Below are 12,625 nucleotides of genomic sequence, written 5' to 3' on the forward strand. Positions count from 1 at the left end.
TGTTACTTTTTTTGATTAACATAGACAGCACTTATATAAACAGTACTTATTTCTTATAATTCTTATTCTCCTTCGTAATACTCACCCAAAAACCAGCGAGCCACAAAATCCCAGTTTTCCTGCAATAACTCCTTTCCGTTCTCAAACGGGAACTGTGCTTCCGGCAACAAATCGTGTTCCATTCCATATTTCAGCAGATCGAACGGACACAAACCTTCTTCACAAAACAGCTCGTATGCTTCCTCTTCAGCCAGTTCGGCATTGTAGAGCGGATTACGTTTGTCTGCAAAATATTCGGCTACATCAGGACCGATCAACAACCCTTTCGGATTGGCAAAAACCACAAAGTTACCGAACTCCTTTAAGTCAGGCAACAAAGAATCCTCTTCATCTTCCCACTTCAACGACTGCACAAAGAAAAATTTTAGCGCTTCGTAAGAGTCAAAGTATAAAAGCGGTTCACCTTTGCTCGCTTCAAGGAAACGTTCTACGTTCGTAGGCATCTTTTCTCCCGGCAAAGCTACCGGCAGAGGCATCCGCTTCTTTTGCATCAGCTCCGTTTCCATCAGCCAGTCCGTTGCCAGATAATCGCTGATAGGAGCCAATTCGAACGCAGCATCCAAACGGTTGTAAAGCGTATCCGCAAACTCCAGCAAATCTGCATCCATCGGGTTCTCTACTCCATCAAAATCATCGCCAACCGGAGAATTGATGGCCCACAAAAGGAAAACAATATCTTCACGGTTAATTTCGTCCGGCAAATATTCCTCCGTCAGTGCGTAAAAAGGCAAATAACGTCCGTAGCTTTTCCGGTGCCAATGAATAAACTGACGCCAATTTCCTCCGTCTGCTACGCAATCTTCCAAATACAAGGCACACGTCAAAGCCACTCGCTTCTGGTCTTCCTCCCACTCTCTCCCACCGTATATAAAAGAATCTGCCACCAACGGCAATAGCTGGTTAGCGAAATCCAGATACCATTCATCCGTATCCACTGCTTTTGCACGACCATGAGCGTCCAGCCATGCTTTCATATATATCTTCTGTTGCTTCATACTACAAACGTTTCAAAGCCAGTTTGATAACCTTTTCTACCGGAGCATCCGGCTCCTCCTTCAAGATAGCCAACACCACCTTCTGTGAAGGTGCAGCAGCAAAGCCTAGCATCGTCAATGCAGACACCGCCTCTTCCTGCACTTCCGCATTGGCAGGTTGCAACAACAAACCTGCGGAAGCCCCTCCGGCAGCAGACATACCCATTGTTTTTATCTTATCTTTCAGGTCGACAATCACGCGTTGCGCAGTCTTCAGCCCGATGCCTTTCACCGTTTTCAACATGTTCGCATTTTCGGTGCTGATTACGTTCACCAGTTCGGCAGGCGAGAGAGCCGAAAGAATCATACGAGCCGTGTTCCCCCCGATTCCGGAAACGGAAATCAATAATAGGAAAATCTCCCGTTCCTGTTTCTCGGCAAATCCGTAGAGCACATACGCATCTTCACGAATCGCCTCGTAAATATATAGCTTACAACTTTTCTTTCCCTGAATAGCCGAATAGGTATTCAAAGATATATTGGCGGCATATCCCACCCCATTACAGTCGATCACTGCGGTTGCCGGACTTAGTTCGGCAAGTTCGCCTCTAATATATTCTATCATAACAGGGACAAAGATAAAACTTTCTCACCACAGATTACACTGATTTTCACAGATTATTCTTTTGTACATTAGATATGAAGAATATGAAAAAAATAAAAATATTAAAGCAGATGAACCAAAGTTAGTAGTAATTTGTTTACTTTTGCAAGCAAAAGAAAGAAATTTGTTCATTAAAACCAAGAAAAGAATGAAAAAAGTAAGAGCTGCCATCGTTGGTTATGGCAACATTGGACATTATGTACTTGAAGCGCTTCAGGCGGCACCTGATTTCGAAATAGCCGGAGTCGTTCGTCGTGCAGGAGCAGAGAACAAACCGGAAGAGTTAGCAAACTACGCAGTAGTGAAGGATATAAAAGAGCTGGGAGAAGTAGACGTAGCTATTCTTTGCACGCCGACTCGCAGCGTAGAAAAATATGCAAAAGAATATCTGGCGATGGGTATTAACACGGTAGACAGTTTCGATATCCACACCGGTATCGTAGACCTGCGCCGTACCTTGAATGCTACCGCCAAAGAACATAAAGCCGTATCGATCATCTCTGCCGGATGGGATCCGGGAAGCGATTCCATCGTACGCACCATGCTGGAAGCAATTGCTCCGAAAGGCATCACCTACACCAACTTCGGTCCCGGTATGAGCATGGGACACACAGTAGCCGTAAAAGCGATTGACGGAGTGAAAGCTGCCCTTTCCATGACCATTCCGACCGGCACGGGAATCCACCGCCGCATGGTATACATCGAACTGAAAGACGGATATAAATTCGAAGAAGTAGCCGCTGCCATCAAAGCAGATCCTTACTTCGTGAACGATGAAACACACGTGAAACTCGTTCCGAGTGTAGACGCCCTGCTGGATATGGGTCATGGTGTAAATCTGACTCGCAAAGGTGTATCCGGCAAAACACAGAACCAGTTGTTCGAATTTAATATGCGTATCAATAACCCCGCACTGACCGCACAAGTACTGGTATGCGTGGCACGTGCTTCCATGAAGCAACAACCGGGATGCTACACGATGGTAGAAGTTCCCGTTATCGACCTTCTCCCCGGCGACCGCGAAGAATGGATCGGACATTTGGTATAATATATTTTATACATAAAACAAAATTAAAATAGAGAAAGGTGATACACCTTTCTCTATTTTTTTTATCTTTGTGAGCATACTACAAAAACACAATTATGAGAAAACTATTCATTCTCTGCGCATTTCTATTACAGCTCCTGTCGCCTGTCTACCCACAGCAAGCCACAACAGCCACCATAGAGCCCAATCTGAAATACGGAAAACCCTCCAAAGAAGAACTGTCTCTCACCTCTTATGCCCCGGACACCACCGCTACGGCTATTTATCTCTTCCATCAGGGACAAAGTGACTTCATCTACCATGACGGTTTTCAACTAACTACCGAGCACTGGGTACGCATCAAAATCCTGAAACCACAAGGAGTGTCATACGCCGACGTGTCCGTTCCCTACTACTCTCCTACCGATAAAGATGAAGGACAGGAAAGAGCCAGTGAGATAGAAGGCTGCTCCTACAATATGGAAAACGGGAAATGCATAAAAACGCCCATGAAGCGGGAATCCATCTCTTTCGAACGGTTCAATAACCTGTATAAAATACTAAAATTCTCTTTGCCTGCTGTCAAAGAGGGCACTATCATCGAATATCACTACAAACTCTACTCCGACTATTTCTCACACATCGACAACTGGATGATGCAGGAAGAACTCCCGATGCTCTACAACCAGTATAAAATCACCATCCCTCATGTATTTGTCTACAACATCGAACTCCGGGGAAAGGACTACATACAAGTGAAGCAAAGAGACTCCTCCATTCATGCCACAGAACGTGAAGGCTCCGGTGCGGGTGGAGTCAGCAAAGACTTCACCGTTTCGGCACAAGAAACCACCTTTATCTCACGCAACCTTCCGGCTATCCGTCAGGACGAATCCTACTGCTGGTGTCCGGAAGACTATAAGGTGCAAGTGAGCTTCGATCTGCAAGGCACTCAATTCACCCCCAATGAATACAAACCATACAGCCAGAAATGGGAAGATGTAGACAAGCAGTTGCTCAAACCGGAAAATACACAGTTCGGCGAACACCTCTCACTCACCAACCCTTTCCGCCCTGAAACCAAACAAGCCTACAACAGCGAAATGAATTTCGAGGAGAAAATCATCTGCGCCTTCCAGGTGCTCAAAAAGAAAATGGCCTGGAACGGACGGTATCAGCTCTACAGCAAAGAGCTCGAAAAAGTAATCAAGAAAGGAAGCGGCAGTAATGCCGACCTGAATTTCATCCTTATCAGCATCCTGAAAGACTTCGGGCTGGAAGCCTATCCGGTGGTTATGAGCCGACGTTCATCAGGTATGCTGCCGTACAACTTTCCTTCTCTGCAAAAACTAAAAACATTCTTTGTTGCTATCCACGATATAAACAAACAAAAATATGTATTTTTAGACAGTTCTATGGACGTACCTGCCTTTAATATATTGCCGCTTGAATTGTCTGTAAACAAAGCACGCATGCTTTCCCTAAAAGAGAAAGAAGAAAAGAAATGGGTGAACGTGATGGCTCTTTCCCACAACAAAAGTTTTATGAAGATTGATGCTCGAATAGAGGGAAATCAAGTGAAAGGACATCGCAGCACGGTTCTCTACGGGCAGGAAGCCATCGAATATCAGGCAAATGAAAATCATAAACAGGACAATCTCGTTTCGAATCCTGAAAACAAAGTCAGCCAGAAAGAGAAACTCACTGTCACCAACCTGAAAGTGAAAAAGCAGGAAAATGACTGGGCACTGATAGAAGAAGAGTTTGACTTCGTCCTGCAAGCCGACCGAACGGACGATCACCTTTATATCAATCCAATGCTCTTTCCGCAATTGAAAAGCAATCCTTTTATCCAGACGGAACGGGTACTTCCCATCGAATTTCCCTACCCGTACAAATTCACGATGCTGTCTACGCTGACTCTCCCCGAAGGATATGAAGTGGAAGAACTTCCTCAATCACAATCTATCCGGTCGGAAGGAGACGGATTACAGTGTAAATATATGATTCAGCAACAGGGAAATACAATCCTGCTCAATTATGTATTCCACCTGAAAGGCTACATATTCCTTTCCGAACAATACAAACAACTGCAGGAACTATGGGCCAAAGTAATCGAAAAAAACAACGCACTCATCGTGCTCAAAAAAATATAAACTTTACCTGTTTACACCAATGATCCGTTCCAGCCACCCCATCCTGAAACAAAGGATATGCCGGGCATTCGGTCTGTCCTGTGTCCTTATCTGCCTAAGTCTGCACATACAGCCGGCATGTGCACAGGATATTCTCAAGGATGCCAATTCCGTTATCGTTGAAGCACGCACAGAGGTTCTCTGCAAATCTATGACCCAATCCATAGAAAAAGAAAGCCTGACAATCAGCGTCCTCAACCGTAAAGGATTGGAGGCAGCCCGTTTCTTCTGCGGATGTGACATGTTCCGTTCTTTGCAGAAATTCTCCGGAGAAATCCTCAATGCCACCGGACAAAGTGTACGTAAGATAAAGAAATCCGAACTACAGAAAAGTGAATACAGCTCTTCGCTTACCACGGACGATTATTTTTATTATTACGAATGTAATCATCCTTCTTTCCCTTTCACAGTGAAATACGAATGGGAAATGAAATGCAACAACGGACTAATCGGTTATCTCCCTTTTGTCCCGCAGGCAGAATTTAACCAGGGAGTGGAGAAAGCGACTTACCGGATCGAGCTGCCCGCAGGACAAGGATGCAGATACCGCGAACTGAACACGCAGGGAAAAGAAATCGAAGTGAAGGAGTCCACCGGAGCCGACGGGAAGCAAGTGATCGAAGCCACCGCTTCCAAGCTCTCTCCCATCATCAAAGAACCTTTCGGTCCGGATTTCGCCGAGCTATTTCCACGTGTCTACTTTGCTCCCTCCGCTTTCAAGTACGACAAGTCGGAAGGCGATATGAGCAGCTGGCAAAAGTACGGAGAATGGCAATACCAACTGCTCAACGGACGCGACCTGCTCACCGAACCTTTCCGCGCCAAGCTGCACGAACTGACAGCCAGCTGCACTACCGACCGGGACAAGGTGAAAGCAATCTACGATTATCTGGCCAAAACCACCCGTTACGTGAGCATCCAACTAGGCATCGGAGGTTTACAGCCCATTGCCGCCGCCGATGTTTGCCGCACGGGATTCGGCGACTGTAAAGGATTGTCCAATTACACCCGCGCCATGCTGAAAGAGTTGGGAATTGCTTCCACTTATACAGTCATCAGCACCACCAACGAGCGCTTGCTACCAGACTTCTCCAGTGCCAACCAGATGAATCACGTCATCCTGCAAGTTCCGCTTCCCCAAGATACGCTCTGGCTGGAATGTACAAATCCATCGCTTCCCTTCGGCTATGTCCACCAAGACATTGCGGGACACGACGCCTTACTCATCGAACCGACCGGCGGCCAGATGTATCGCCTGCCCACCTATCCCGACTCGCTGAACACACAGCACATCGTTGCCAACATCACCCTCTCCCCCACAGCCGAGGCACGGATAGAGGTGAACGAAATCTCCCGGATTTTTCAATATGAGAATGAAGCAGGCATCGTCTATCTGGAGCCCAACAAACAAAAAGACCGCATCCGTTCAAGCATCAACTTATCCCAAGCCGATATTCAGAACCTGCAAATCAGCGAGTGCAAGGAACCCAATCCGTCTATCACCTTCGACTACACTGCCACCAGCAATCAATACGGGCATAAAACGGGCAACCGTCTGTTTATCCCCACCAATGTGTTCCGAAAAGAATTCAGTGTTCCTCCTGTGACGAAGCGCACCTATCCCATTTACATCAACTACGGATACACAGATACCGACAGCATCCGCATCCAACTGCCGGAAGGATATGTAATCGAAGGACTTCCGAAACCGCTTGACGTGAAAAGCAAGTTCGGCAGTTTCCATTCCGGTATTCAGGTGAAAGATAAGGAAATCTACATCACTCACCGATTGTTTATGCGCAAAGGGGTTTACAGTCCGGATGAATATGCGGCATTCATTGATTTCCGCAAGCAAGTGGCAGGACAATATGGAGGAAAAATCATTTTAAAAAAAGAATAAGGAGGGAAACGCTTTACAGAAAATAAAGTATCTTTGCGACTCAACATTTTTTGTGACTTAACCATTCAAAAAAAGGAACATTGAAGAACAAACGATACAATCATATAGAAGAATGGGCAAATACCCTTAGCCACGGAATAGGCATCCTGCTTGGAATCGTGGCCGGATATTTCCTATTGGAAAAGGCTTCCGAGAATATGGAACCGCAGTGGGCAGTTGCTTGTGTATCCGTCTATCTGGCGGGGATGCTTTCCTCTTATGTCAGTTCTACGTGGTATCATGGCAGCCGTCCGGGGAAACTGAAAGAGTTGCTCCGCAAATTCGATCATGGAGCTATCTACCTGCACATCGCGGGCACCTACACTCCTTTCACGCTACTTGTCCTGCGGCATGCCGGAGGATGGGGATGGGGAATCTTCGCTTTCGTCTGGCTGTCGGCTATTGCCGGTTTCATTCTTAGCTTCAAAAAGCTGAAAGAACACAGTAATCTCGAAACGGCTTGTTACGTAGGTATGGGAGCCTGTATACTGGTAGCCATGAAACCTTTGTTAGATCATCTGGCAGAGTTGGGAGCCACTACTGCTTTCTGGTGGCTGATCGGCGGAGGAGTTTCGTATATTGTGGGAGCTGTCTTTTATTCATTGCGCAAACCGTATATGCATGCCACTTTCCACTTGTTTTGTCTGGGAGGCAGTATCGGACACATCATTGCGATCTGGCTGATTCTGTAAGGAATGGTAGGGACAAAAAAAAGGCTATCTATCCCAGACAGCCAATCTTTGTTAACCTTAAATCTAATACTATGAAAAACACAGTACAAAGATACGGACTTTTCGGTCATCTCCAAATTTTCAGGCCAAAGCAGCCTAACTTATAACACGGTTTAATAAAAAGCAGATGTTCGTTAACGTTTAACGCAATAAAGTTAAAAATTAACGAATCGTTTATTAACGATTTAAATGATTGAATTGCCGCTAATGAGTTTTTTCCTTCTGAATTTGAAACGAACAAACAAACAGATTCACAAATTCGTTATATAGAAAAGAGGAACTTAAAACGAAAACGATTTAGAACGCAAATTTATGGATTGGAAAAATCACCTGATAAAACACCTGCAATGGTCGGACTCCATCATCAACCGGGAGGCAAAAGAACACGTAGCCCGTGAAATTGCCGCCACGGCAAAAGACGGAGATGTGATAGGAGCCGGCTCCGGCTCTACAGTCTACCTGACTCTGTTCGAACTCTCACGACGAATTCGTGAAGAGCACTTGCATATCGAAGTGATTCCCGCCTCACAAGAAATCTCGATGACCTGCATACAGCTAGGCATCCCCCAAACTACCCTCTGGAACAAACGCCCCAACTGGACATTCGACGGAGCGGACGAAGTAGATCCGCAACAGAACTTGATTAAGGGACGTGGCGGAGCGATGTTCAAAGAGAAACTACTGATTAGAAGCAGCCGCAAAACGTTCATCATCATCGACCCCAGCAAGCGTGTGAATCAGCTGGGAAGCAAATTTCCCATCCCTGTAGAGGTCTTTCCGGACTCACTGACTTATGTAGAGCATGAGTTGCAGCGGCTGGGTGCCTCGGAGATTGTTCTTCGTCCCGCTCGTGGCAAAGACGGACCTATCTTTACAGAAAACGGCAACTTTATCCTCGACACCCGTTTCAACTACATCGACTCTTCGCTCGAAGAACAACTGAAGGCAATCACCGGTGTTATAGAGAGCGGACTTTTCATAGGTTATGACATCAAAGTGATCGTGGCGGAATAAAATAACACAAGCTGAAAATCCCATTTTGCAGAGACGTAAATTTGATTTGTTCTAATGCAAATTAAAAAGTATGGCTTTACCTTTATTTTAGTTAGTAGAACTAGGTTATCTGACACCCGGGTCTCATACATACCGACACCCGGGTGTCAACTTGCAGTCTTTTGCATTCTTCTTTACTATCACTCATAATTTCAATCACTATTAGATTGTAACATTTAACTCATACCTCCAAAACACGAATATTAAAAACGCCTAGATAAAGAAAAACACCGGGAAATTTATTAAAAATTTGGGTAGAATATTAATCCCTTCTCAAAAATCAATGAGAAGCAAAGACTACTAAATTGATAAGAATTGATAAAGGAAGTTTCAATAAAAGAAACCGGAAGAATAGGTTAATTTTTAAAATCCGAAACAAAAACATTGAAAAACAACAAGATAGGAGAAAAAAAGCAGAAGGAAAGGAGGAAAGAAAAATCAATAAGTCTTAGCAGAACTTGGTACATTCGTGATTGTAAACTTACCGTCAATATCAGTGATAGTACCAAGGGTAGTGCCATTCACCAATATTGAAGCACCTACGACAGGTTGCCCATCTTCTTCAGAGGTAACCAAACCGGTAACTCTGGATGTTTGCGCTGTCACTAGACCTATACCTATAAAAAGGAAGGTCATTAAGAACATCAATTTTCTTTTCATAAATTCTCTCTTAAATTTAACCTATAAACAGATTTTTTGTCTCTAACAGGTTGCAAAGATAACACTAATTATGACAAACCGAAAAAAGTGTTACGTATTTAACTAAAAAGTATCGTTTTGAAAGCAAGAAGTATTCAAAAACTGATAGGTTAAAATAACACCTTTCCAATTTAGCATATTTTAAAAGATAATTTCTATCATAAAGATAGCACCAAAATCAGGCTTTTCAAGGAAAAGTGAACATTATTGCCTCCAAAACGGTATCTTTTTATCATTTTGCACCTTCAAAAGGGTTAAAGAACTATTAACAATGATAAAGGCAGAAACTTCTACATACCAAGTTCTGCTAAAACTTTGCGCGTTTCTTATGTAGGAATGATTTCGCAGGACGTTTCCATCAAACCGGGAGTGATAAAAGTTGTTTTGAAAAGCGACGCGAAAGCACTGGATGAGGTTGTGGTGACAGCCATGGGTATCTCACGCGAGAAAAAAGCACTGGGTTACGCCGTTCAGGACGTAAAATCGGATCAACTGACGCAAGCTGCCAACTCTAATCTGGCGGGAGCGTTGCAAGGTAAGGTGTCCGGTTTGGACGTGAAGCCTTCAAGTGGTATGCCGGGAGCTTCTTCACAGATCACTATCCGTGGTGCACGTTCTTTCTCGGGTGACAACACTCCGCTTTACGTTATTGACGGAATGCCGGTGACCAGTACGCCGGATGTTAGCACAGACATTCAGAACAATGGTAGTGTGAGCGGAGCGGACTTCGCCAACCGTGCGGTAGATATCGACCCTAATGATATTGAAAGTATCAACATTTTGAAAGGACAGGCTGCTTCTGCACTTTATGGTATCCGTGCTTCCAATGGTGTGATTATCATCACAACCAAGAGTGGTAAAGGACTGGAAAAAGGCAAACCGCAGGTTAGCTTCTCTTCTAATGTCAGCTTCGATGTAGTCGGTCGTCTGCCGGAGTTCCAGAAAACATACGCACAAGGTTCGGGTGGGGTATTCAGTGCCACTTCGGGAACTTCTTGGGGACCTAAGATTTCGGAACTTCCCAACGATGCAACGTATGGAGGTAACACGGATAACGAATACACGCAGAAGTTCGGTAAGCAACAGGGAAAATATTATGTTCCCCAGCGTGCAGCAGCCGGTCTTGACCCGTGGGCTACTCCACAGGCATATGACAATGCAAAAGACTTCTTCGACACAGGAATCACCTGGAGCAATTCATTGAATGTAGCGCAGATGCTCGACAAAAGCTCCTACTCTATCTCATTGGGAAATACACATCAGGACGGTATTATCTCAAGCACTGGTATGGACAGATATAATGTAAAGGTTAGTGCTGACACGAAACTGACTAACAACTGGAGTTCCGGATTTACAGCTAACTATATCACTACTTCTATCGACAAGGCAGTGACTTCCGGTAACGGTCTGTTGAGAACGGTTTACGCAGCTCCTCCCAGCTATGATCTGGCCGGTATTCCAAGTCACGTAGACGGTAACCCGTACACACAGAATTCTTTCCGTGGTAGCTTTGACAACGCTTACTGGGCGATGGAAAACAACAAATTTACGGAAGATACCAACCGCTTCTTCGGAAATGTGTATGCAAGCTATCAGACTGATTTCGGCACAACGAACCACAAGTTGAACGCGAAATACATGGTTGGTGTGGATGCTTACACCACTCACTATGTAGACAGCTACGGATATGGTAGCAACACCGGTGGCGGTCGCGGACAGATCGAGAACTACGGCTGGACAAATGCTACATACAACTCATTGCTGACCATCAACTACGACTGGCATATCAATGAAGACTGGGGACTGAACGCGGTAGTGGGTAACGAAATTATCCAAAGCAACAGAAAGAAGTATTATGAATATGGTACGAACTACAACTTCCCGGGATGGAACCACATCAACAACGCCACTACTCAACAGACAGAGGAAGAGACATGGAAAAACCGTACGGTGGGATTCTTCGGTAACGTATCGGCTTCTTACAGAAATATGCTTTATCTGACCCTCACCGGACGTCAGGACTATGTATCCAATATGCCACGTAACAACCGCTCTTTCTTCTATCCTTCTATTTCGGCTGGTTTTATCCTGACGGAATTAGATGCATTGAAAAACAATATAGTTAATCACGCCAAATTGAGAGTATCGTATGCGGAAGTAGGACAAGCAGGTGATTTCCTTGAAAACTACTACTCTACTCCTACGTATGGAGGTGGATTCTATACGTTAACTCCAATCATGTACCCGATGAAAGGTACTACCGCCTATACTCCGTACTACACGATTTTCGACCCGAAACTGAAACCGCAGAATACACGTTCGTATGAAGTGGGCGCTGACGTGAACTTCCTCGATAACTTAATCACATTCAGTTATACGTACTCACGCCAGAACGTTAAAGACCAGATTTTTGAAGTGCCTTTGGCTTCTTCTACCGGTGCTAGCAAACTGCTCACCAACGGTGGTAAGATTCATACCAACACGCATGAATTCACTCTTGGCTTCAATCCAATCCGGACGAAGAATATCAACTGGGATTTTGCATTCAACTGGACGAAGATCGACAACTACGTAGATGAACTGGCACCGGGTGTGGAGAATATCTCTCTGGGAGGATACGTTACTCCGCAGGTACGCGCTTCAGCAGGTGAGAAATTCCCTGTCATCTACGGTGTAGGCTTCAAGAGAGATGCGAATGGTAATCGTCTGGTAGACGAAAACGGTTTACCTATCGCTGGTGAAGCACAGGTTATCGGTAAGGTTTCTCCGGACTTCCTGATGGGCTTCAACACCACATTACGCTTATGGAAGTGTACAATCAGCGCAGTGCTCGATTGGAAACAGGGTGGTCAGATGTATAGTAGGACAACCGGACTGGCAGACTACTATGGTGTCAGCAAGAGAACGGAAAACCGTGAAGGTACCATCATCTTCGACGGATACAAAACTGACGGAACTAAAAACGATATCGCCATCACAGGTGCAAACGCACAACAGGTATATTACAGCCGTTTGAACGACATCGACGAATCTTCTGTATATGACAACTCTTTCATCAAACTGCGTGAAGTGGCTGTCAACTACAAAATTCTTCAAAAACGTTCGATTGAACTTTCTGTAAACGCATTTGCCAGAAACATTCTGATCTGGGCACAATTGCCTGACCTCGATCCGGAAGCCAGTCAGGGTAACAACAACATGGCAGGAGCATTTGAAGATTATTCAATGCCGCAAACAGCTAGTTTCGGCTTTGGTTTCAACATTAAATTTTAATCTGCAAGAC

9 protein-coding genes are annotated in these 12,625 nt (G+C 44.9%); 6 read left to right on the top strand and 3 right to left on the bottom strand.

The features are described 5' to 3' along the window. Nucleotides 1-62 precede the first annotated feature (62 nt). Both KSX81_RS05985 and ruvA read right to left on the bottom strand, forming a co-directional pair. Nucleotides 63-1,055 (bottom strand): DUF3843 family protein, encoded by a 993-nt coding sequence (locus KSX81_RS05985; RefSeq protein ID WP_004321790.1) that lies wholly within the window; start codon nucleotides 1,053-1,055, stop codon nucleotides 63-65. A 1-nt stretch (nucleotide 1,056) separates the two neighbouring features. Then, entirely contained in the window at nucleotides 1,057-1,659 is a 603-nt protein-coding gene (ruvA, locus tag KSX81_RS05990) for a Holliday junction branch migration protein RuvA (RefSeq protein WP_004306823.1), read from the bottom strand. Nucleotides 1,660-1,846: 187 nt separating this feature from the next. On the opposite strand from ruvA, the gene KSX81_RS05995 reads away from it, so the two are divergent. The 5 genes from KSX81_RS05995 to rpiA all read left to right on the top strand — a co-directional run bounded on the left by KSX81_RS05995 (nucleotide 1,847) and on the right by rpiA (nucleotide 8,604). Next, the gene (locus tag KSX81_RS05995) at nucleotides 1,847-2,746 is read left to right on the top strand and encodes a diaminopimelate dehydrogenase (RefSeq protein ID WP_008776313.1); all 900 of its coding nucleotides are present in this window, start codon (nucleotides 1,847-1,849) and stop codon (nucleotides 2,744-2,746) included. 95 nt (nucleotides 2,747-2,841) lie between these two features. Then, on the top strand, nucleotides 2,842-4,881 hold the full coding sequence (locus tag KSX81_RS06000) for a DUF3857 domain-containing protein (RefSeq protein ID WP_217725930.1): 2,040 nt from the start codon (nucleotides 2,842-2,844) through the stop codon (nucleotides 4,879-4,881). Between the two features lie 19 nt (nucleotides 4,882-4,900). Continuing rightward, entirely contained in the window at nucleotides 4,901-6,820 is a 1,920-nt protein-coding gene (locus KSX81_RS06005) for a transglutaminase domain-containing protein (RefSeq protein ID WP_217725929.1), read from the top strand. Nucleotides 6,821-6,900: 80 nt separating this feature from the next. Then, nucleotides 6,901-7,551 (top strand): PAQR family membrane homeostasis protein TrhA, encoded by a 651-nt coding sequence (gene trhA, locus KSX81_RS06010; protein ID WP_004321798.1) that lies wholly within the window; start codon nucleotides 6,901-6,903, stop codon nucleotides 7,549-7,551. A gap of 351 nt (nucleotides 7,552-7,902) precedes the next feature. Beyond that, nucleotides 7,903-8,604: a ribose 5-phosphate isomerase A gene (rpiA, locus tag KSX81_RS06015; RefSeq protein ID WP_004306818.1), complete on the top strand. Its 702-nt coding sequence runs from the start codon at nucleotides 7,903-7,905 to the stop codon at nucleotides 8,602-8,604. Between the two features lie 477 nt (nucleotides 8,605-9,081). Here rpiA and KSX81_RS06020 read toward each other — a convergent pair whose 3' ends face one another. Beyond that, nucleotides 9,082-9,303 carry a carboxypeptidase-like regulatory domain-containing protein gene (locus tag KSX81_RS06020; RefSeq protein ID WP_004297975.1) on the bottom strand — a complete coding sequence of 74 codons (222 nt, stop codon included), beginning with the start codon at nucleotides 9,301-9,303 and terminating at the stop codon, nucleotides 9,082-9,084. A gap of 333 nt (nucleotides 9,304-9,636) precedes the next feature. Between KSX81_RS06020 and KSX81_RS06025 the strand changes: the two genes are divergently transcribed. Further along, a complete protein-coding gene (locus KSX81_RS06025) occupies nucleotides 9,637-12,615 on the top strand; it encodes a SusC/RagA family TonB-linked outer membrane protein (protein ID WP_258868355.1) in 2,979 nt (992 codons plus the stop codon). Nucleotides 12,616-12,625 lie beyond the last annotated feature (10 nt).

Source organism: Bacteroides sp. MSK.18.37, from assembly GCF_019129155.2.
GTDB classification, from domain to species: domain Bacteria; phylum Bacteroidota; class Bacteroidia; order Bacteroidales; family Bacteroidaceae; genus Bacteroides; species Bacteroides ovatus.

Excerpts from the sequence above, each read along its gene's own strand:
- KSX81_RS05995 (WP_008776313.1), top strand. The coding sequence starts at position 1,847 with ATGAAAAAAGTAAGAGCTGCCATCGTTGGTTATGGCAACATTGGACAT.
- KSX81_RS05985 (WP_004321790.1), bottom strand. The coding sequence starts at position 1,055 with ATGAAGCAACAGAAGATATATATGAAAGCATGGCTGGACGCTCATGGT.
- KSX81_RS06020 (WP_004297975.1), bottom strand. The coding sequence starts at position 9,303 with ATGAAAAGAAAATTGATGTTCTTAATGACCTTCCTTTTTATAGGTATA.
- rpiA (WP_004306818.1), top strand. The coding sequence starts at position 7,903 with ATGGATTGGAAAAATCACCTGATAAAACACCTGCAATGGTCGGACTCC.
- ruvA (WP_004306823.1), bottom strand. The coding sequence starts at position 1,659 with ATGATAGAATATATTAGAGGCGAACTTGCCGAACTAAGTCCGGCAACC.
- KSX81_RS06005 (WP_217725929.1), top strand. The coding sequence starts at position 4,901 with ATGATCCGTTCCAGCCACCCCATCCTGAAACAAAGGATATGCCGGGCA.
- KSX81_RS06000 (WP_217725930.1), top strand. The coding sequence starts at position 2,842 with ATGAGAAAACTATTCATTCTCTGCGCATTTCTATTACAGCTCCTGTCG.